This is a genomic window from Stenotrophomonas sp. 63632_Sma (genome assembly GCF_056482875.1).
In genome coordinates, this window is the sequence record NZ_CM151220.1 from 1,818,382 (window position 1) to 1,836,816 (window position 18,435).

Here is an 18,435-nt window from a genome sequence, read left to right on the forward strand (position 1 = left end):
GGGGCAGGGTAGCGCGGCGTGTGCTGTGGACGTTGTCACAGTCGTGACGTTTCTGACTCTGCCGGAAGCCGTGTCCGCCGTGTAACTAGTGGGGCAGATTCCAGGGAGTACATACGATGAGTGATGACAGGCGGGATACCCAGCGCATGCTGTTTGGCGACCCGGGGCCACCCGGCGCGGGCCTTTCGGTGGCGGTCGTTGTGCTGCTGGTGCTGGCGACGATGGCCGCTGCGATCGGTTTCCTGCGACTGCCTGATCCGATGCTGGGGCTGGGCCTGATCGGCGTTGCCGTGTTCCTTGCTGTCGGCGCCCGCATCTGCCAGGCGCGCAACCAGCACCTGGCGTTGTACCGGCTGTTGTCGCGGCAGCCGCCGCGGTAGCCACGGCTGCCGCAGAGATTCAGTGCTTCGGCCAGTCCAGCTCGACCACCAGCGGGAAGTGATCCGACGGCAGCACGCCGTCGATGCGGCGGTCATCGGTGAGGAAACTGCGGGCATGGAAGCCGCGCACCAGCACCCAGTCCAGCTGCACGGTGGCCTTGCCGGTGAAGTCGTGGAAGGTCAGGCGTGGTCCCTGCGGTGCCTTCACCTGCGTGCGTGTGTCCTGCAGCAGGCGGGTGAACGCCTTGTAGGTGTCACCGCCGGGCTCGCTGTTGAAGTCACCGGTCAGGACCACCGGCAGGTCGGCAGGCAGGGCTTCCAGGTGCTTGCCGATCAGCTCGGCACCCTTCACCCGGCGCGGTTCGTCCTCGTCGCGGTAGGGCAGGTGGGTATTCATGAAGTAGAAACGGCGGCCATCATCCAGGCGCCGGAACAGGGCCCAGGTGACCATGCGCGGGTACAGGTTGCCCCAGGTGATGCTGCCGGGTACTTCGGGCGTATCGGATAACCAGAAGTTGCCGGATTCCTCGATGGCCAGCACCTTGCTGTCGTAGAACACGCCCATGTGTTCATCGCCGCTGCCACCGCGGCGGCCTTCACCGAACCAGCGGTAGCCGGGCAGATGCCCGGACAGGAAGTCGGCCTGTTCCTTCACCAGCTCCTGCGTGCCGATCACGGCCGGGTGTGCATCGAGGATGACCTTGACCATGGCATCGCGACGGTCCGGCCAGCGCTTGCCCGGTTCGGTATCGGCCGGGGTACGGACATTGAACGACATCACTTTCAGAGGCACCGGCGCAGCAGCCCAGGCGACGGCAGGCAGAGCAAGCGCCAGCAGCGCACACAGCGCAGGGCGACGGAAACGCGACAACATCGTGGAATCCCTCCATTCCATGAAAACGGTTTCATGAAGCATGCCATGGACGGTGGGGTCGGCGATATGCCGGGATGGGCGGATGGAAGATGCCGGGCGGGCGGTGAAGGTCCCGCCCGGCGGATCGCGCGGGCGCGATCAGGAGGTCATGGGTGCTCAGTCGGCGGGCAGGTACCACTGGCCATTCTGGTCAATCCAGTACACCTGGATGTAGGGAGTGCCGTCCTCGTCGAAGTACGTCACTTCGCAACGTTGATGGTAATAGGGCCCCATCTTGACCCGGACGCAGTTCGTGTTCTCCGGACCACCGCCACCACCGCCGGCGGTGGCCTGGGACGGCGTGGAGAGAGCTCCCACGGCAAACATCAGTGCGGCCATCGAGGCCAGGTGCAGTTTCATGGGCATCATCCTTGTGTCTGCAATCGCGCATCTGCGCGGTGTCGTGCAACTACCCCCGGGTAGAGCATGCACCCGAGCGGCAGCTGCTGCATGCGCGCCGGCCCGGCGGGCGGCCCGGCGCAGTCCCCTGCCGGCTCAGTCGCGCAGGTAAGGGTTGCCGTACTCGTCGATCCAGTACTCGGCTTCGTACACGTTGCCGAACTCATCGGTGTAGGTTTCCGTGCAGTGCTGGTGGACCCGGTTGTGGTCCACTTTCACCGGCACGCACGAAACATTTTCTTTCGGTCCCCCGGCATTGGCGTCCGCCACCGGAGCCAGGGTTGCCGTTGCCATCACCAACGCGGCCATCGCGGCCAGTTGCAGTTTCATAAGCATCGTCCTTGCTTTCTGCAATCGCGCACATGCGCATGGCGTGTGTAACACGCGAACCAGAGCGCCGGAAGTGTCTTGCCCGGATCAGTCCTCGATCTCGCCGCGCCGACTGGCAGCACGCACCGCCTGCGCGGTGGTTGCCACGCCCAGGCGCTGGCGCGCGCGTCGCAGATGATTCTCCACCGTACGGGCGGAAAGCCCCAGCGTGGCCGCGATTTCCGCCTGGCGACGGCCGGCGGCGACCCAGCGCAGCACCTCGCGTTCGCGCGTGCTCAACGCACTTCCGGAAAGCTCGGTGGGCGTCTCGGAAAGCCGGCGTGCGGCACGGAATGCTGCAGCTGCAGCAGCATCCAGCAGCAGTCGCGCGCTGGCCGATGCATCGATCGCTGTCCCCGCAAAACTGATCGCGCCTTCCAGCCCTGTGGTGCCGAACACCGGCACCTGCAGACCGTGCAGGCCTTCACCACGTGGCTGCTTTACCACCTGATAGCGTTCGCCGCGAACGCCCTGGCGCTTGCTCCAGAAGAACGGCGCGTCACTGTCCAGAACGTGGCGATTGACCGGACAGGCGTGCAGGTAGCGCGCGAGGTCGGTAGTGCTGCCGTCGCCGAACCAGTCGCCCTCGATCCAGTACACGCGCTGGGTACCGCGTTCCAACCCCGTGCCGGTGGCGAACACCAGCACGCGGTCGTAGCCCAGCGGTGCAGAGATGCCGCGCAGTACCGCGCCTACCGCACTCAGTGAGCGGGCGCGTTCCAGTTCCAGCAACGCCTGCACCAGATCGCTCACGCCAGTCAGCGCCCGGCCAATGCGTCCAGCAGCGTGCGCGCGGCCAGCTTGCCCAGCGCATTGCCGGCCAGCGGGCTGTCGCCGGTCAGCAACAGGCGGTCCTGCAGCACGCTGCCATCGATGCCGTCGTTGACGATCTGCACGCCCTGCTGCGCCAGGCGCTCACCGAAGAACCACGGCAGCTGCCCGGGCATGTAGCCGATCTCCGGCGTCTGCCGGTCCATCGCATCGGGGAAGGCACAGATGCGGTAGCCGCGGAACAGCGAACCACCGTCGGCCTCGTCAACGCCTGTGGCCAGCAATGCGGCCGGGCCGTGGCAGAGGGTGATGATGTGACGTTGCTCGGCCATCGCCCAGTGCAGGGCTGCCTTTACCGCGCGACTCTGCGGCAGTCCGATGAGGGCGCCGTGGCCACCGGGAATGAACACGGCTGCATAGTCCGACGCGGCATCGAGGCCTGCCACCACCTCATCCAACGGCAGTGGCTGGCGGAAGCGGGCTTCGTAGCGGTCGTACAGTCCGCCGATCTCCTTGTCCTCATGCGGGAACGCCCACCACTCGAACTTGGCGGCGTTGCCGGACAGCGTGGCCACATCGATGTCGAAGCCGGCCTTGTCCAGGTGGTACATCGGCAGCAGGGTTTCCACCGGATGGTTGCCGGTGGAGAACAGGTGGCCGTTGGCGGTGGGCAGATAGCGTTCGTCCGCAGCGATCATCAGCACCTTCCAGCGGCCATCGCGGCGCGCGTCGGGATAGTCGGCGCCGGACAGGTCGCTCTTCGCCGATGTGAACTGTGACAGCGAGTACGGCGACGGGAAGAAGGCGTCGCGCTCGGCCGGATCGGGGCTGGGGTGGCGGCTGGGCTCTTGCGTGTTCATGCGGACCTCCAGTGGGGTAGTGGAGCCAGCATAGAAGGGCGGATGCGTACAGGCGATGAGGGTTTTCCCCTCATTCGCGCGACGTTGCCACCTGTTGGCGCCAGGCATTCGGGCTCATACCGAAGGCGCGGCGGAAAGCACGACTGAATGCCGGTTCGGAGAGATACCCGACGTCTCCGGCGATCTGAGAAACCCGCCGGTTTCCGCTGCGCAGCAGCTCTGCGGCCAGTTGCAGCCGCGATCCAGCGAGATAGCGCATGGGTGACATGCCAGTGGCCAGGCTGAACCGCTGCGCGAAATTCGAGCGCGATTGATTCAGGCTTGCCGCCAGAGACTCGACCGTCCATGCCTGTGCGGGGTGTGCCTGCATCAACGCCAGTGCCCGCCCGATCAATGGGTCGGCCAGCGCATGCAGACGCTGGCAGTTGTGTGGACTGGAGGTTCCCAGCCAGTAGCGCAGCGTCCAGACAAACAACAGGTCGAGCAGGCGTGACAGCATAAGCCCACTGCCCAGGGTGGGCCGGGCCGCTTCAACCTGGATCGCGCCCAGGGTAACCGCCACCCAATCGGCCGAGCTGGCGGGAAATCCGTTTGGCATCCGGTCCACCCCGGGGACATGCAGCCAGCCGGGCAGGGCATCAAGCAGCAACTGGCTGCCTGGGCCGTCAAATCCAAAGGATGCCGTGGTCAGATGGACGGGCCGCAGAGCTTCGCCGGCACAGTCGATGCGATGTGTCCGGCCATGCGGCATCAACAGCAGCTCGCCGGCCTGCAGTGGCACGACCGCTGCATCCGCATGCAGACGTGCCGTGCCCTGTTCGATGAAATGGAAGCAGCCGCGCCCCTCGGCAATGATGCGGGTTCCATCGGGCTGCACGACGTGGCGGGTGATGTCGCCGCCGTGCATGCGCGAGGACTGGAAGATCGCAAACAAGGCATCGGATCCGGCCTGGAGCGATTCGGTGGTGTGGAGCCTTGGCATGGTTTTCAGGAGTCCGTGCATCGCCGCTGGCAGTGGCGATCCGTAGTCTGGTCGGGTGGCTTCAGGCAGCGCTGGTGGCTGTCGGGCAACGATCCCATCCAAGTGAGGAGTTCTGCAAGATGAGCAAGCCAAGCATCGTTCTGGTTCATGGTTTTTGGGGTGGCGCCGCGCATTGGTCCAAGGTGATCCTGGAGCTCGATCGCCGGGGTTTCCACGACCTGCATGCCGTGGAACTGCCATTGACGTCGCTGGCCGACGACGCAGAGCGAACCCGGCGCATGATCCGCCAGATCCCGGGGCCGGTGCTGCTGGTCGGTCATTCCTATGGTGGCGCGGTGATCTCCGAAGCCGGAAACGAACCCAACGTGACCGGCCTGGTGTTCATCGCCGCGTTCGCGCCGGATGCGGGTGAGAGTCCCGGTGGCATTACCGAGCAACAGCTGCCGCAGGCGGCGGCCAATCTGGCGCCGGACAGCGACGGCTATCTGTGGCTGCAGCCCGGCAAATTTCACGAGAGTTTCTGCCAGGACCTGCAGGCCGACGAGGCGCGGGTGATGGCGGTCACGCAGAAGGCGCCGATGGCGAGCACGTTCGGTGATGCCGTCAGTGACCCGGCGTGGCGACACAAGCCGAGCTGGTACCAGGTCTCCAGCGCTGACCACATGATCCACCCTGACAACCAGCGGCGCATGGCGGCCCGCATGCAGCCACGTGCCAGCATTACGCTGGACGCCAGTCATGCTTCGTTGGCATCGCAGCCGGTAGCGGTGGCCGAACTGATCACCGACGCTGCGGCCCACGGACAAGGCTGAGTACGCCGGTCATGCCTCAGTGGCGGTGTCCCGGCCCGCCAGAGCACTGCTGCCTTGATGCCGCCACGCTTGCGTTACTTGTTCTGCCGGTCGTGCTCCTGCATGTCTTCATGCAGGATCCGCCGCAGTTCGACGATGGCCGGCGTGGCTTCCTGCACGCTGTGCCCGGACACGATCACCTTCTCCGAATCCGCGTGCGGAAGGTGCGAGCTCCAGTAGGGCACCAGCCCGTCGTCGGTCTTTTCCAGCGGACCATCTGCCTTGGCGCGCGCGATGATCGAGTGGTAACGCACCTTCGGTGCCATCGGCAGGTCGGCCACGGCGCGCACGAAGGGATCGTCCTTGTCCAGGTTCTGGATGCTGTTCATCTGGTAGCCATGCTTGCCGTCGTTGCGATCGATCTTGCCGTCGTTGGCGATGGTGGCCACGTCCTCCAGGACGGTCAGTGGCAGCCGTACCAGGCGGCCGATCCAGCGGCCGAGGCGGGTGCTCGCCACATCGGTACCGCGGTGCGGCGTGGCAATGAATACCACGCGCGATACTTCCGGTTCCGGCAGGAAGGTCAGCACCGGCGCGCCCTTGGTGCGCAGCAGCTCCCGCTGCGCAGGCGTCATCTGTGCGGTCGCCAGCAGGGTCTCTACCAGGTGGTCGCCGGAAGAAGACACCATCAGCCGTGAGATCACCCCACCCATGCTGTGCCCGACCAGCACCATGTCATGAGAGGCCTGCGCCTTGCCGCTGGGGTCGAAGTGCTTGAACACCTCATCCAGCGTGTGGCGCATCGCATCGTGGCTCATCGCGATGGGCATGTTGGTCGGGTAGTAGAACTGCCAGACCTGGAAGTCCTGGCGGATCTCGTCGTCGCGCATCAGCTCGTTGGCGACGTTGACCCAGGCTTCCGGGCTGCTGGCCAGGCCATGGATCATCAGCAGCACGCGGCGGTTCGGGTCGTAGGGCTGCATCATGTATAGATGCGGCGTGTCGATGCCGCCCTTGCCACCGAACAGCGAACGCAGCGATTGGTGGCTGAAATTGGAGCGCGCCAGCCACAGTGCGTAGCCTGCGGTGAAGTTCGCGGCCAATGGCACCTGCTGCCCATGCAGGGTGACTTCCGTGACCTGGTAGGGATCGTGGATCTCCAGTTCCGGCTCGTCGTCGTGCAGTACTTCCCACAGGTTCTTTCCGGAGAAGCGCAGCAGCACCGTCATCGATGGCGACGGCATCTCGCTCCAGCTCTGCGTGACTGGCGTGGTGGCCTGCGCGGCGGCTGTGGTGGCCGGCGGCGTGGTGGCCGTAGTGGCGGCGGGATCATCCATCACGGCCACCAGTTCGGCACCGAAGCCATCGCGGCGATGCACGCTGCGCAGCGTGCCGGTGAACGACAGCGAGGCTGCCGGTACCAGTTCGGTGGGCGTACGCGTATCCAGCGGTGATGCTTGGCCCGACGGCGCCAGCACGAACGTCCAGCGGCCCAGCTGGAAGTGGCTGGCTTCACCATGCACGCGCCCGGTGGCATAGGCGTTGTACAACTGTACCGAGGCTTCCTGCACGGCCAGGTTGTAGTAGTCGCGCACCTGGGTCTGGCGGTCTTCGAAACCGCGCTGGTTGGCCGTGCGCTCGGTGAAGAACAGGTAGGCGTAGGCCTGCCGCGCGACCTGCATCCACGCGTCCAGGCGCGGCTGGAAGTCCGCATCCAGTTCGGTGATCGCGCTCTTGGCACGGCCTGACGTGGAGTACTCGCGCTTGGGCGCGGGCAAGGTCATCGCATACTGCAGCCACAGTTCGGCCAGGCTTGAGCGCTTGTCCTCCTCGCGCACCACGATGCTGCCTTCCATCGCCTCGATGCAGGGCAGGCCTGGCTTGGCGCAGACGCCTTCGTCGAGGCCGGCGACGCGCAGCGTCTCCATGGTGGCCGAACTGAGCTTGCCGGTGGTCAGGATGTCGCCGCGTTTCAGGGCGATGTATTGGCCGGGGGTGACCGAGGCCACCTGCACCGACGGCCCGAACTGGCGCAACGTCGCGCAGCCGCCCAGAGTGAGCAGCACGGTGATGATGAGGGTCGTGCGGCCGATGAAGCCCAAGCCCGTGGTTGCCATACGATCCTCCTGCGCGGTGGCGCCACTCTAGCGGTCGGCATGTCAAAGCGGAAGATACCGGGCGGTCGGTTTGGAGCGCGGAAATGCCGCCAACCGGGCGATTCAGGCATTCCCGTGTGACACTGGGGTGAACAGGATGAATGCGGGGCTGCGATGCGATGGCTTGAGACCCGTGTTCCTCCGCCTCTCGTGATGCTGTTGTGCGCCGCCATCGGCTATATGGTCAGCCGATGGCAGCCGGGCGGGGCGCTGCAGCTACCCGTGCCGGAGTTGCTTGCGGGTCTGGTGATGGCCTTCGGCGTGGTATTGAACCTGCTGCCGAAGCTGGCCTTCCGGCGCGTGGGCACCACGGTCAACCCCCTGCGGCCAGCGACGTCGAGCATGCTGGTCACGCACGGCGTGTACCGCTATACGCGCAACCCGATGTATCTGGGCCAGGCCACTGTCCTGGCAGGTGCCATGCTGTACCTGCAGAACCTGACCGCACTGCTGGCCGTGCCGTTGTTCGTGCTGTACATCAACCGATGGCAGATCATGCCGGAAGAGCGGGCACTGTCGGCCCGCTTTCCCGAGGCATACGCAGCCTTCCGCCAGCGGATACGGCGCTGGCTCTAGCGCGGGTCAGGCCGTCACGGTGTGATCTGGCACTTCACGGCAGCGGAATAGCCTTCGTAATCATCACCGGCAATCACGTGCAGGGTGTGGTGCTTGTCGACGCGCTTCACGTAGGACGGTGCTTCGGTGTTGGCGTATTCGTTGACCGTGGTCACCGACCAGGTCTTGGCCAGGCGCTTGGGGTCGACACCGTTCAAGTAGACGAAGATGCTCTTCTCGCCCTCGGCGACATTCACGTCGGCATGGGTGACGGTACCGCCGAACAGGGCGACCGGCGTGGTTTCCGGCTCGAACGTGCCACCAGGCTTCCTGGCCAGGCCGGCTGCCTGCAGGGCATCGATGGCCTCGGCTTCGCTGAAGGTCGAGCCTGCCTTGCAGGCCAGCAGGGCTTCGAGTGTTGCGGTGCCGGGCGGCGCGATGGCGGGTGCAGCCGCGTGCGCAGCCGGGGTCGCGGCACAAGCAGCCAGGAGCAGGGCAGAGGTGATGATCACGATTCTCATCGCAGGTCCTTCTGTAGGTAGTGGGCAGCAACACGGACGGAGGATGCCGCCTCATTGTGCGATGTTCCAGTCAGTGCCGCGTGCAGCAATGGATCATGACCCATTCCGGCTGCCGTCGTCCGATTCAAGCAAGACGGCCCCGTCGCCGCGTTGTGACAACTGGTCGCCAGGGTTTCGCAACGGACAGTCCTTCAGTGACAGGCAACCACAGCCGATGCAGCCGTCAAGCTGGTCGCGCAGCTGGACCAGGCTGCGGATGCGCTCGTTCAGCATGTCGCGCCAGTTGCTGGACAGCCTTGCCCAGTCCTTCGAACTGGGCGCCCGTTCGGCTGGAAGATCATCCAGCGCGATCTTGATCGTGGCCAAGGGAACGCCTGCACGCTGTGCGACCTTGATCACGGCAATGCGCCGCAGCACGTCGCGGCGGTAGCGGCGCTGGTTGCCGTTGTTGCGCCAGCCATGGATCAGTCCCTTGGCTTCATAGAAGTGGACGGTGGCAATGCTGACCCCGCTGCGACGCGCGACTTCGCCCACGGAAAGCGGAACGCTGACATCGATCTTCATGGCCGGGGTTCCTTGACCTCATCAATACATGAGGTTTTATAAGGCAGTTCCCTTTTTCCTGCATGTGAACCCTGGGCTGCAGGTCATGAATCATAGGTTTGAACGAAAATGGAACAGCAAGGCATCGCCGTCCCCGGCACCCGCTGGGGCGATCTCCTGTCCGGCCGCAATGCAGTGCGCTCACTTGCCCTGGCGGGCGGGGTCGCACTGCATGCGGTCAACGTCTACATCGCCACCACCATGTTGCCAACCGTGGTGGAGGACATCGGTGGCCTGGATCTCTACGCATGGAACACCACGCTCTTCGTGGTCGCGTCCATCCTGGGGTCGGCATTGTCGATCAAGCTGCTTGAACGTGCCGGGCCTCGTGGAAGCTATGCACTGGCGACGCTCATCTTCGCAGCCGGTGCCGTGATCTGCGCGCTCGCGACCTCGATGCCGATGATGCTGGTGGGGCGGCTGGTGCAGGGTGTCGGCGGCGGCTTCCTGTTCGCACTGGCCTACGCCATGATCCGGCTCGCGTTCGAAGAACCGCTCTGGCCCCGCGCGATGGCCCTGGTTTCGGGGATGTGGGGCGTGGCGACGTTGATCGGGCCTGCGGTGGGCGGCGTCTTCGCCGAATGGGGCGTATGGCGGGCCGCATTCTGGTCGGTCACCGCGGTTGCCGTGTTGTTCGCGCTGCTGGCGTCGAACGTCCTTCCGCAGAGGGAGGCATCGTCTTCAGCTGCGGCCAGGTCCTCGGTCCCGTGGCTGCAGATCCTGCTGCTGACCCTGGCCGTCATCAGCGTCTCCCTTGGCAGTACATCCTCGAGCGCAGTCAACAATTTCATTGGCATCGTGATGGCCGTGTTCCTCGCAGTGGTGCTGGTGAGGATCGAGTCCCGCGCGAAGCAGACGCTGCTTCCTTCCGGCGCTCTCCGGCTCCGCTCGCCGCTGGCCGCGTTGTATGGGCTGATGTCGCTGCTGGTGGTGATGATCACCAGCGGCGAGGTCTTCGTGCCACTGTTCCTGCAGGTGCTGCATCAACAATCACCGCTTGCTGCGGGCTACCTCGCGGCGCTGATGGCGGCCGGTTGGACGCTCGGGTCGTTGGTCGGCTCCGGCTTCAGCGGGCGCGCCGTTGACCGGGCGTTGATGATCGGCCCGGCGCTGGGGTGGGTGGGCATGATCGGGCTGGCGCTGCGGGTGCCGGCTGCGGGCAGCGGTACGTGGTTGCAGATGGTGCCGATCTGCGTGGCGCTGGCCGTCATCGGGATCGGCGTGGGTCTGGCTTGGCCTCACCTGCTGACACGTGTTCTGACCTCTGCACCGCCGGAGGAACAGGAGCGCGCCGGTGCGTCGATCACCACCATCCAGCTGTTCGCCACCGCGGCCGGGGCAGCGCTTGCCGGGATGGTCGCCAATGCAGCGGGACTGATCGAGCCGGGCGGGGCCGAGGAAACCGCGCGTGCGGCCCGGTGGCTGTTTGCCACCTTCGCGCTGGCGCCGATGCTGGGCATGCTGCTGGTGAAGCGATGCCGCTTTCCGGCAGACGTGAACTGAGGAACGGAGGAGGGCGCAGCGACCTTGCCGGGCCGCTGCGCCATGCCATCAGTTGCTGGCTGCCTTCACGGCTTCGGCCGCGTCAATGATGCCTGGCCCGCAGCCACCCGGGCAGTTCGCTGCGGCGATCGGGTGCGCAGTGCGACGCAGGATGTCCTTGACCTGGTCGGTGGTCTTTGGCACCGGCGCCACCGCTTGCATCAGCGCGACGATGCCAGCGACGTGAGGCGCCGCCATCGAAGTGCCGGACATGAAGTCGAAGGCGTTGTTACCCACCGTGGACAGGATGCCCTGCGCCGGATGCTGACGGGTCGGGGCGCAGTTGGCCTGGCTAGGCGGCGTGGCCAGCGGCAGGAACTCGCCGACGGACGCGCGGCAGGACCAGGTTTCACCACCGGGTGCGGTGATATGGATGCCTGCGCCATAGTTGGAGTAGAACGCGCGTCGCCCGCCCTGATCGTTGGCAGCCACCGCGATCACGCCCTTGCAGTTCGCCGGAGCAAACTCGGACACATCCAGATTGCTGTTGCCGGCGGCGACCACCACGATGGTGCCCTGCGCGGTGATGTCGTCGATTGCATCCTGCTCGGCCGGCGAGCAGGCACGGCGGCCGCCCAGGCTGAGATTGATGACTTCGGCCGGGTTCGCATTGGCCGGGACGTTGGGCACGTTGATACCGGCACTCCAGAGCATGCCATCGATGATGTCGGCGGAACCGCCATTGCCCTGGTTGCCGAGTACGCGTACCGGCACGACCTTCGCGTTGTAGGCCACGCCGGCCACGCCGATCTGGTTGTTGGTCACCGCAGCGACCGTTCCGGCGACGTGGGTGCCGTGTGCGATGCCCGAGGCATCGAAGGCATCGGCGTCGCGTCCATCGCCATCGTCGGATCCGCCACAGCCGGGATTCATTCCGCCGATGATGCACTGCCAATCACTGAACGGACGGGTCGACGAGATCATGTCGTAGCCCGGCAGCAGGTTGGCCTGCAGGTCGTTGTTGTTGAGGTAGCCCGAATCGACCACAGCCACCACCACGCCCTGGCCAGTGGAGCGATCCCACGCGCCGGGCAGGCGCGCGCCACTGGTCGGATTGCTGTAGTGCCACTGCTCGCCGTAGCGTGGGTCGTTCGGTGTGGCGAATGCGCTCATCATGTAGTTCGGCTGCACATACTCGACGTCCGGATCGTCGGCGATGCGCTGCATCAGGATCTGCGCTTCCGGGAGGTCCAGTGGCTTGTCCGTGGTGACCACGTCGGCCCCGCCGCCCATGCGGCGTTGATGGGTTACGGACGCGGCTGCTGGCGGTGCGTTGCCGATCGAACGCTTGCTGCGCTGCTGGACGCCGAGGCGCTTCTTCAGCGCATCCTGCGCGGTGGTGGCGGAGACGCGCTTGCTGCTGCCGTCCCGGTACTTGACGATGAAACTGCTGTACTGCTCGTTGCTGGCCATGCCTCGCGTCCATACCCGTTCGGTGGGTTGGGCGAAGGCGGGGGCGCTGGCCAGGACCAGGGTGATGGCACTGGCAAGGGAAACCCGAAGCGACGTACGCATGGATACAGTTCCTTTGTGGAAGATGTGTCGAACAGGCCGTGCCCCGCGGGCTCGGCTTGGATGTGAAGGGTGCAGGTGTCCCGTGGTCTCCTCTTGATGGCGACCAAGGACGAACGGCTTCGCGGACACATCCCCCCCAAGGAGAGGGTGGGAAATTTCTGAAGTGGTTTAGTGATGTCGAAAGCGAGAGAAGATGGCGGTTGCCGACATTGCTTGACGGCATCGGACCGCGATTGCGCCGGGGCGTCGAACTTCGCAGCGGCGTAGAGCAGCCAATAAAAAAGCCCGGAAACCCACGCTGGTGGAATTTCCGGGCTTCTCCGGTCCTTGACGGACCGTTCGTTGGTGGAGGTGGGCGGAATTGAACCGCCGTCCGAAGGCACTCCATCCCCAGCACTACATGCTTAGCTCACCGTTGAATCTCATCCCCGAGCAGCACGGTGTGCAAAGCGCACCCGGGAACCAGCCTGTTGTGTTCTAGTGCCGGACTGACAGGCAGCCGCCCAGCGCGATTCCATGATAATGACTCTACGCTGCGAGCATGGACACAAGCAGTTTCGAGGCTCCGCCTAAGTCGGCAGAAGGTCACGCACCGCAGTTTTTAGGCTGCGAGAGCGACCGGAGCGTAGTTGTCGTCGTTGGCAACTAGAGTTTTGCAGCTGGATTTACGAGGAAAGCTACCCCCTCGGCATGCGCCAGGCGACTTCACAACCCCCGTCGAAACCAATGCACCCCCGGTTTCTTCAAGCATTGCAAGGCTTTGGGGCCAATGCCGTCATAAAAGCTGACACTGACCCTGCCCAACGAGACGGATCTTACGGCAATCTTCCTGAACAGTCACGCGGGTGAGCGTCCGTCTCCCAGCTGATTGGCACGTTGCGATCCCTTGGGACGCCGTGCTCGAATTTCCGGTACCACTCCACGGGGGGCCTCATGGCCATTTCCGTCAGCCCCGGCAACTGGGGACAGTATCGGATCGGGCAAGAGGTGCGCGGTGGCATGCTGTCGGCTGAATCGTCCTGGTACATCCAGCCACACGCAGATCAGGCGGCGAAGGCCCTCGCGGCAGCGTTTCCGGCAACAGGTCCTGCATCAGGGCTGCAGGCCGATCTGTTGTTGAAGGCAGTGCTATCGGTCTGTGCTCAAGACGGGCCGCAATAGCGCCAAACGCTGAAGCGGGCCGGCGTAGGTGCGATCAGGCTTGATAGCATCCAGATTCCTGAAGTTGAGCCAGTGGAAGGACGCCATGACGCTAGACGTTGCAGTAACAGATGAACCCAGCGACGAAGCGCTGGAGGTGATTGGCACTGGCTTGGACCAGTTCAATCTGGAGGCTGCAGGGTGTGCCGATCGACGCGCGCTGGCGGTACTGGTTACCGATCCGGCCAGCGGCAAGGTAGTAGGGGGCCTTACCGGGCGAACCTCACTGGGCCTGTGGTTCGTGGATCTGTTCCATCTGCCAGCGGCCCATCGCGGCAACGGGCTGGGGTCGCGTGTGCTGAAGGCCGCAGAGGATGAAGCGCGGCGTCGCGGTTGCCGTTCCGGCGTGCTGTACACCCTCAGCTTCCAGGCGCCCGACTTCTATGTGAAGCATGGATGGGTCGTGTTCGGCCGGGTGCCATGCGATCCGGTCGGCACATGCAGGGTGTTCCTCAGCAAGGATCTGTCGGCGGGGTGAGCGCTGCGGGCGAGCCGCGCGTCCTGTCAATCCGCAACTTGTTGTAGAGCGTCTGTCATAGCGGATTGCTAACTTCGTGGGCACGAATTTGCGACACACTGGCGATGACCATCCGAGCCAGGACAGACACGGAGACCATGGGTGACCGATGCAAGCCAACAACGCAGCCTGCGGCAGCTGATCGGGCCGGTCGGTGCCGACTACCAGCGGCGTGCGTTGCCGCCGGGCTGGGTCTGGGCGGTGCTGGCGGTGCTGCTGGCGGCCACCTGGGTGACGGAGTTGCCGGCCACGGCAGCTGCGGCACTGGTCGCCAGCGCGGTGGTGGTGCACTGGTCGCAGCGCGGCCGCATCCATTGGCTGGGGTGGCGCCTGCCGGGCCTGGCAGTGCTGGCCGCCCTGCTGTGGGGGCCGGAAGTGCTGTCGCAGTGGTTCGAGCACGGGCTGGCTGTGGTGCTGATGTCGCTGGCCAGTCTCAGCATCGGCGTGCATGTGTGGCAGTCGCGACAGATGGCGCGCCAGCTGCAGGGCGCGGCCGATGCCCTGGACGACGCCCAGTTGCTGGCGTTGCTGCCGGCTGATGCCGCGAACCTGGCCCAACAGTGGCGCTTGGGCGATGACCGTTACGCACCGGAGCTGGCGGTAGTGATGCACCTGGCGGTGATGCACGCGGCGCTGTCGCCGCGGATGCGCAGGCAGGGCATGCTGGCGGGGTGACCCGCCTTTTGTAGAGTCGGGCCATGCTCGACTGCTTTTCTTACCGAAGCCGAGCATGGCTCGGCTCTACAGAAAGCCAAGGCAGCCGAGCATGGCTCGGCTCTACAGAAAGCCAAGGCAGCCGAGCATGGCTCGGCTCTACATGGTCATGTGCAACGGCCTTACGCGTCGCGGTTGCCGCGACGCATCACGCGCTGCTTCTCGATCGCCCAGTCGCGGTCCTTGGCGGCATCGCGCTTGTCGTGGGTCTGCTTGCCCTTGGCCAGCGCGACTTCGAGCTTGATCTTGTTCTTGCTCCAGTACATCGCGGTGGGCACGATCGTGTAGCCATCGCGCTCGACCTTGCCGACCAGCTTGTCGATCTCGCTCCGGTGCAGCAGCAGCTTGCGATCGCGCCGGTCGTTGGCCACGACATGGGTCGAGGCCTGGATCAACGGAGTGATCTGCGCGCCGATCAGGAAGATCTCACCATCCTTCACGTAGGCGTAGGCGTCGACGATGTTGCCGCGGCCAGCACGGATCGATTTCACCTCCCAGCCCTGCAGGGCCAGGCCGGCTTCGAAGCGGTCTTCGATGTGGTACTCGTGGCGGGCACGCTTGTTCAACGCGATGGTTTTGTTGGCCGTCGCGCTCTTTGCTTTATCCTTGCCGCTGTTCTTGCTCATTTCCGTATTGTCTCCGATTCGGGCCCGCCCGGTCGATTGCCGAAACGTCCTGTATTCATGCCTACTATCCGCCGCAGCGCCCTGGTCGAACATTCGGCCGCGCGCATGTTCGACCTGGTCAATGATGTCCAGGCCTATCCGCGCCGTTTCCGCTGGTGTTCGGCTGCCCAGATCCTGGAGCAGGGCGAGGACCGGCTGGTAGCGCGCCTGGACCTGGGCCTGGGCTCGTTCAGCACCTGGTTCCAGACTGAAAACACCCTGCAGCGCCCGCACAGCATCGATATGCAGCTGCGCGATGGCCCGTTCAAGCAGCTGCACGGCCGCTGGGAGTTCCATGCGCTGGCCGAAGATGCCTGCAAGGTCACCCTGACCCTGGACTTCGAGCCCAGTTCGCGCCTGCTCGGTCCGGCGCTGGCGTTGGGCTTCCAGAGCCTGGCCGACCGCATGGTCAACGACTTCATCCGCGTTGCCGACGAGGCCTGAGCGATGATCGAGGTCGAGGTGGTGCTGGCCTGGCCGCAGCGGGTGCTTTCGCGCCGGTTGCAGCTGGACGAGGGCGCGACCGTGGCCGAGGCCATTGCCGCTGCTGCGCTGGAAGGCAGTGCCGACTGCCCGGCGGCTGCCGTGCATGGGCTGCTGGCGCGCCCGCAGCAGGTGCTGCTGGATGGCGACCGCATCGAGCTGCTACGCCCGTTGCAGGCCGACCCCAAGGACAACCGCCGGCGTCGCGCGCTCGGCGGTTGATTCCTGTCGCCCGTCCGCGAGGACGGGCAGGGGGCGTCAGCGACCCTTCTTCTTCTTGTCCTTCGGCAGATTGCGGCCGAACTGGCGCACGGTCTGCTGGGCCAGGGCCTTGTCGTTACCCGGGAAGTAATCGCCTTCCCAGCGGGTCACGTTGTCATTGTCGAAGAACACGGTGAAGTTCTTCACCTCGGTACGGCCCAGGCGGTTCACGCGCTGGCTGGAGGTGTAGTCCCAGCGCTGGGCGTGGAACGGGTCCGGAATGGACGGGGTGCCCAGCAGCGCGGTGACCTGCTGCTTGCTCTGCCCGACCTGCAGCTTGGCCACGGCATCTTCCCGGATCAGGTTGCCCTGATAGATGGGTTGCTTGTAGATGATGCCGCACCCGGTGGTGGACAGGGCGACGGCGGCGACCAACAGGAGATTTCGCATCGGGACTGGCGGTTGGGGAAATCAAACCGATGATACACTCCCGGCGTGCCACCGCGACCCAATCCGAGGCAGCTGGCGCTAAATCGCCAATGAACGGAGACCTATGGAAACCCACGACCTGCGAAAAGTCGGCCTGAAGGTGACCCATCCACGGATGCGGATCCTGGCGCTGCTTGAACAGCGCAATGCCCAGCACCACATGACCGCCGAAGACATCTACCGCCAGCTGCTCGAGCATGGCGACGAGATCGGCCTGGCGACGGTCTACCGGGTGCTGACCCAGTTCGAGGCCGCCGGCCTCGTGCTCAAGCACAATTTCGAAGGCGGCCAGGCCGTCTACGAGCTGGACCGTGGCGGCCACCACGACCACATGGTCGACGTGGACAGCGGCAAGATCATCGAGTTCGAAAGCCACGAGATCGAGGAGCTGCAGCGCAAGATCGCGGCCGACCACGGCTACGAGCTGGAAGAGCATTCGCTGGTGCTGTACGTGCGCAAGAAGCGCAAGTAAGCCGTTCCAGCCAGCTGGATGCGACGAAACCCCGGGCCTGCCCGGGGTTTTTCGTTGCTTACGGCAGATCCGCGCCATGTGTGAGGGGCCCCATCAACACCTCCAGATCCACCGCCTCGGCCATGGCCCGGTTACCCGCATCGCCCGGATGCAGGTGGTCGCCGGAGTCGTAGGCGGCGGCCATCCGTGACGGATCGGCCGGGTCGCGCAGCGCCGCATCCAGGTCGATCACCGCATCGAACGGGCTGTCGCTGCGCAGCCAGGCATTGAGCTGTTGGCGCAGGGCCTCCTTGTCCGGCTGGTAGTAGTCGTCCAACGGCGTGCCGGGCAGGGCGCCGGCGAACGGCGTCAGGGTGGCGCCGAGGATGCGTAGACCCCGCCGATGGGCCTGCTCGGCCAGGGTGCGATACCCCGCCTGCAGTTCGGCCAGCGTGGGCCGGGCCTGGTTCCGGGCGAAGGCGGTGCCGGGCCAGCTGATGTCATTGATGCCGATCAGCACGACTACGCTGACCACGCCTGGTTGATCCAGCACGTCACGCCGGAAGCGGGCCAGGGCGGATTCGCCCATGCCATCGCGCAGCAGCCGCCCCCCGGAAATACCGGCGTTGACCACGGCAACGCCCCGCGATGCCAGGCGCGCCGCCAGATGGTCGGTCCAGCGCTGGTCCTGGTCGAGGCTGGCGGTGGCGCCGTCGGTAATCGAGTCGCCGATCACCACCACGCTGCGTGCGCTGGCCGCCGCCTCGACCTCGATGCCAGCCAGGAACAGGCGGGCAGTGGTGCTGCTGGCCCCGCTCAGAGCCTGGGTCTGGCTCTGGTCGCCGGGCGCAATCCAACTGGTCTGCCGACCCTCCCAGTGGAACGTCTGCACGGGCGTCGGCCCCGGCACAAAGACACTGATCTGCAACGCCTGGTGGTCATCCGTGGCCAGTGGCAGCGGATCGCTCAGCCGTTCCTGACCGGGGCCGATCAGCACCCCGGGCTGGCCGTCGAAGCTGAGCGGCTGCGGCATTGCGCCTGCCTGTGCCGTCACGCTTGCCGCCCCAATCCGCAGCGGCTGTCTGCCGTAGGCGTTGCTCAGCCTCACCCGCAGCCGAGGCCCGCCCAGGCTGATACGCGCCGTCTGGCGGAAGGTCTGGTCCTGCAGCGTGGCCGGAACCAGGGTCGGGAACAGGAAATCGGCGCCCCAGACCGGTTGCGGACTGGCCTGCCAGCTGGCGACCCAGTGCGGGGCCGGGGCGGCACTGGCTGCGCTGGAGAGGGCGATCAAGGCGGTCGCGGTGAGCTGGCTGAGGCGGTTCATCGGGCAATCCCGGGAGGAGGGAGGGCCATGGTGA

Annotated in this window: 23 protein-coding genes and 1 other RNA gene; 10 read left to right on the forward strand and 14 right to left on the reverse strand. The window is 65.4% G+C overall.

The features are described 5' to 3' along the window. Positions 1-116: 116 nt before the first annotated feature. Complete coding sequence (locus ACZK45_RS08475; protein ID WP_049423576.1) at positions 117-380, forward strand: hypothetical protein; 264 nt, start codon at positions 117-119, stop codon at positions 378-380. A 19-nt stretch (positions 381-399) separates the two neighbouring features. On the opposite strand, the gene ACZK45_RS08480 is transcribed toward ACZK45_RS08475, so the two are convergent. From ACZK45_RS08480 to ACZK45_RS08505, 6 genes are all read right to left on the reverse strand, one after another. Then, positions 400-1,254 carry an endonuclease/exonuclease/phosphatase family protein gene (locus tag ACZK45_RS08480; RefSeq protein ID WP_478445685.1) on the reverse strand — a complete coding sequence of 285 codons (855 nt, stop codon included), beginning with the start codon at positions 1,252-1,254 and terminating at the stop codon, positions 400-402. Positions 1,255-1,410: 156 nt separating this feature from the next. Beyond that, the gene (locus ACZK45_RS08485; RefSeq protein WP_049462602.1) at positions 1,411-1,653 is read right to left on the reverse strand and encodes a hypothetical protein; all 243 of its coding nucleotides are present in this window, start codon (positions 1,651-1,653) and stop codon (positions 1,411-1,413) included. Between the two features lie 135 nt (positions 1,654-1,788). Beyond that, complete coding sequence (locus ACZK45_RS08490; protein WP_032128272.1) at positions 1,789-2,022, reverse strand: hypothetical protein; 234 nt, start codon at positions 2,020-2,022, stop codon at positions 1,789-1,791. An 87-nt stretch (positions 2,023-2,109) separates the two neighbouring features. Further along, on the reverse strand, positions 2,110-2,814 hold the full coding sequence (locus tag ACZK45_RS08495; protein ID WP_049423583.1) for a PA1136 family autoinducer-binding transcriptional regulator: 705 nt from the start codon (positions 2,812-2,814) through the stop codon (positions 2,110-2,112). 5 nt (positions 2,815-2,819) lie between these two features. Continuing rightward, on the reverse strand, positions 2,820-3,692 hold the full coding sequence (hchA, locus tag ACZK45_RS08500) for a glyoxalase III HchA (RefSeq protein WP_180836703.1): 873 nt from the start codon (positions 3,690-3,692) through the stop codon (positions 2,820-2,822). A gap of 70 nt (positions 3,693-3,762) precedes the next feature. Next, the gene (locus ACZK45_RS08505) at positions 3,763-4,626 is read right to left on the reverse strand and encodes a helix-turn-helix domain-containing protein (protein WP_478445686.1); all 864 of its coding nucleotides are present in this window, start codon (positions 4,624-4,626) and stop codon (positions 3,763-3,765) included. 167 nt (positions 4,627-4,793) lie between these two features. Here ACZK45_RS08505 and ACZK45_RS08510 point away from each other — a divergent pair, with 167 nt between their 5' ends. Continuing rightward, positions 4,794-5,486, forward strand: a complete 693-nt coding sequence (locus ACZK45_RS08510; protein ID WP_125895148.1) for an alpha/beta hydrolase — start codon at positions 4,794-4,796, stop codon at positions 5,484-5,486. Between the two features lie 74 nt (positions 5,487-5,560). On the opposite strand, the gene ACZK45_RS08515 is transcribed toward ACZK45_RS08510, so the two are convergent. Further along, positions 5,561-7,582 carry an esterase/lipase family protein gene (locus ACZK45_RS08515; protein WP_478445687.1) on the reverse strand — a complete coding sequence of 674 codons (2,022 nt, stop codon included), beginning with the start codon at positions 7,580-7,582 and terminating at the stop codon, positions 5,561-5,563. Between the two features lie 153 nt (positions 7,583-7,735). Here ACZK45_RS08515 and ACZK45_RS08520 point away from each other — a divergent pair, with 153 nt between their 5' ends. Continuing rightward, the gene (locus ACZK45_RS08520; RefSeq protein WP_125895150.1) at positions 7,736-8,197 is read left to right on the forward strand and encodes a methyltransferase family protein; all 462 of its coding nucleotides are present in this window, start codon (positions 7,736-7,738) and stop codon (positions 8,195-8,197) included. 14 nt (positions 8,198-8,211) lie between these two features. On the opposite strand, the gene ACZK45_RS08525 is transcribed toward ACZK45_RS08520, so the two are convergent. Then, positions 8,212-8,697: a hypothetical protein gene (locus ACZK45_RS08525; RefSeq protein ID WP_125895152.1), complete on the reverse strand. Its 486-nt coding sequence runs from the start codon at positions 8,695-8,697 to the stop codon at positions 8,212-8,214. Between the two features lie 93 nt (positions 8,698-8,790). After that, on the reverse strand, positions 8,791-9,261 hold the full coding sequence (soxR, locus tag ACZK45_RS08530; protein ID WP_032128280.1) for a redox-sensitive transcriptional activator SoxR: 471 nt from the start codon (positions 9,259-9,261) through the stop codon (positions 8,791-8,793). Positions 9,262-9,369: 108 nt separating this feature from the next. Between soxR and ACZK45_RS08535 the strand changes: the two genes are divergently transcribed. After that, entirely contained in the window at positions 9,370-10,803 is a 1,434-nt protein-coding gene (locus ACZK45_RS08535; RefSeq protein WP_478445688.1) for an MFS transporter, read from the forward strand. 48 nt (positions 10,804-10,851) lie between these two features. Here the strand turns inward: ACZK45_RS08535 and ACZK45_RS08540 are convergent, their stop codons facing one another. Together ACZK45_RS08540 and ssrA are read right to left on the reverse strand one after the other, a co-directional pair. Next, positions 10,852-12,357, reverse strand: coding sequence for a S8 family serine peptidase (locus ACZK45_RS08540; protein WP_223224726.1), 1,506 nt, complete (start codon positions 12,355-12,357; stop codon positions 10,852-10,854). 343 nt (positions 12,358-12,700) lie between these two features. Further along, positions 12,701-13,093, reverse strand: a transfer-messenger RNA (tmRNA) gene (gene ssrA, locus ACZK45_RS08545). A gap of 197 nt (positions 13,094-13,290) precedes the next feature. On the opposite strand from ssrA, the gene ACZK45_RS08550 reads away from it, so the two are divergent. The 3 genes from ACZK45_RS08550 to ACZK45_RS08560 all read left to right on the forward strand — a co-directional run bounded on the left by ACZK45_RS08550 (position 13,291) and on the right by ACZK45_RS08560 (position 14,749). Continuing rightward, positions 13,291-13,518 (forward strand): hypothetical protein, encoded by a 228-nt coding sequence (locus tag ACZK45_RS08550; RefSeq protein WP_478445689.1) that lies wholly within the window; start codon positions 13,291-13,293, stop codon positions 13,516-13,518. A 64-nt stretch (positions 13,519-13,582) separates the two neighbouring features. After that, on the forward strand, positions 13,583-14,035 hold the full coding sequence (locus ACZK45_RS08555) for a GNAT family N-acetyltransferase (RefSeq protein WP_478445690.1): 453 nt from the start codon (positions 13,583-13,585) through the stop codon (positions 14,033-14,035). A gap of 141 nt (positions 14,036-14,176) precedes the next feature. Beyond that, positions 14,177-14,749: a hypothetical protein gene (locus ACZK45_RS08560; RefSeq protein ID WP_032128284.1), complete on the forward strand. Its 573-nt coding sequence runs from the start codon at positions 14,177-14,179 to the stop codon at positions 14,747-14,749. 161 nt (positions 14,750-14,910) lie between these two features. On the opposite strand, the gene smpB is transcribed toward ACZK45_RS08560, so the two are convergent. Beyond that, positions 14,911-15,414, reverse strand: a complete 504-nt coding sequence (gene smpB, locus ACZK45_RS08565) for an SsrA-binding protein SmpB (RefSeq protein WP_010484447.1) — start codon at positions 15,412-15,414, stop codon at positions 14,911-14,913. Positions 15,415-15,471: 57 nt separating this feature from the next. Here smpB and ACZK45_RS08570 point away from each other — a divergent pair, with 57 nt between their 5' ends. Then, positions 15,472-15,897, forward strand: a complete 426-nt coding sequence (locus ACZK45_RS08570; protein ID WP_010484449.1) for a type II toxin-antitoxin system RatA family toxin — start codon at positions 15,472-15,474, stop codon at positions 15,895-15,897. A 3-nt stretch (positions 15,898-15,900) separates the two neighbouring features. Then, complete coding sequence (locus tag ACZK45_RS08575) at positions 15,901-16,158, forward strand: RnfH family protein (RefSeq protein WP_032128285.1); 258 nt, start codon at positions 15,901-15,903, stop codon at positions 16,156-16,158. Between the two features lie 36 nt (positions 16,159-16,194). Here ACZK45_RS08575 and ACZK45_RS08580 read toward each other — a convergent pair whose 3' ends face one another. Continuing rightward, positions 16,195-16,587: an outer membrane protein assembly factor BamE gene (locus ACZK45_RS08580; protein WP_010484453.1), complete on the reverse strand. Its 393-nt coding sequence runs from the start codon at positions 16,585-16,587 to the stop codon at positions 16,195-16,197. Positions 16,588-16,690: 103 nt separating this feature from the next. On the opposite strand from ACZK45_RS08580, the gene fur reads away from it, so the two are divergent. Beyond that, positions 16,691-17,098 carry a ferric iron uptake transcriptional regulator gene (fur, locus tag ACZK45_RS08585; RefSeq protein WP_005409235.1) on the forward strand — a complete coding sequence of 136 codons (408 nt, stop codon included), beginning with the start codon at positions 16,691-16,693 and terminating at the stop codon, positions 17,096-17,098. A gap of 58 nt (positions 17,099-17,156) precedes the next feature. On the opposite strand, the gene ACZK45_RS08590 is transcribed toward fur, so the two are convergent. Continuing rightward, positions 17,157-18,401: an SGNH/GDSL hydrolase family protein gene (locus ACZK45_RS08590; RefSeq protein WP_125895981.1), complete on the reverse strand. Its 1,245-nt coding sequence runs from the start codon at positions 18,399-18,401 to the stop codon at positions 17,157-17,159. Between the last annotated feature and the right edge of the window lie 34 nt (positions 18,402-18,435).

Coding starts and splice junctions, on each gene's coding strand:
- ACZK45_RS08580 (WP_010484453.1), bottom strand. CDS start 16,587: ATGCGAAATCTCCTGTTGGTCGCCGCCGTCGCCCTGTCCACCACCGGG.
- ACZK45_RS08540 (WP_223224726.1), bottom strand. CDS start 12,357: ATGCGTACGTCGCTTCGGGTTTCCCTTGCCAGTGCCATCACCCTGGTC.
- soxR (WP_032128280.1), bottom strand. CDS start 9,261: ATGAAGATCGATGTCAGCGTTCCGCTTTCCGTGGGCGAAGTCGCGCGT.
- ACZK45_RS08510 (WP_125895148.1), top strand. CDS start 4,794: ATGAGCAAGCCAAGCATCGTTCTGGTTCATGGTTTTTGGGGTGGCGCC.
- ACZK45_RS08570 (WP_010484449.1), top strand. CDS start 15,472: ATGCCTACTATCCGCCGCAGCGCCCTGGTCGAACATTCGGCCGCGCGC.
- ACZK45_RS08590 (WP_125895981.1), bottom strand. CDS start 18,401: ATGAACCGCCTCAGCCAGCTCACCGCGACCGCCTTGATCGCCCTCTCC.
- fur (WP_005409235.1), top strand. CDS start 16,691: ATGGAAACCCACGACCTGCGAAAAGTCGGCCTGAAGGTGACCCATCCA.
- ACZK45_RS08475 (WP_049423576.1), top strand. CDS start 117: ATGAGTGATGACAGGCGGGATACCCAGCGCATGCTGTTTGGCGACCCG.
- ACZK45_RS08520 (WP_125895150.1), top strand. CDS start 7,736: ATGCGATGGCTTGAGACCCGTGTTCCTCCGCCTCTCGTGATGCTGTTG.
- hchA (WP_180836703.1), bottom strand. CDS start 3,692: ATGAACACGCAAGAGCCCAGCCGCCACCCCAGCCCCGATCCGGCCGAG.
- ACZK45_RS08515 (WP_478445687.1), bottom strand. CDS start 7,582: ATGGCAACCACGGGCTTGGGCTTCATCGGCCGCACGACCCTCATCATC.
- ACZK45_RS08485 (WP_049462602.1), bottom strand. CDS start 1,653: ATGAAACTGCACCTGGCCTCGATGGCCGCACTGATGTTTGCCGTGGGA.
- ACZK45_RS08480 (WP_478445685.1), bottom strand. CDS start 1,254: ATGTTGTCGCGTTTCCGTCGCCCTGCGCTGTGTGCGCTGCTGGCGCTT.
- ACZK45_RS08575 (WP_032128285.1), top strand. CDS start 15,901: ATGATCGAGGTCGAGGTGGTGCTGGCCTGGCCGCAGCGGGTGCTTTCG.
- smpB (WP_010484447.1), bottom strand. CDS start 15,414: ATGAGCAAGAACAGCGGCAAGGATAAAGCAAAGAGCGCGACGGCCAAC.
- ACZK45_RS08535 (WP_478445688.1), top strand. CDS start 9,370: ATGGAACAGCAAGGCATCGCCGTCCCCGGCACCCGCTGGGGCGATCTC.
- ACZK45_RS08550 (WP_478445689.1), top strand. CDS start 13,291: ATGGCCATTTCCGTCAGCCCCGGCAACTGGGGACAGTATCGGATCGGG.
- ACZK45_RS08525 (WP_125895152.1), bottom strand. CDS start 8,697: ATGAGAATCGTGATCATCACCTCTGCCCTGCTCCTGGCTGCTTGTGCC.
- ACZK45_RS08490 (WP_032128272.1), bottom strand. CDS start 2,022: ATGAAACTGCAACTGGCCGCGATGGCCGCGTTGGTGATGGCAACGGCA.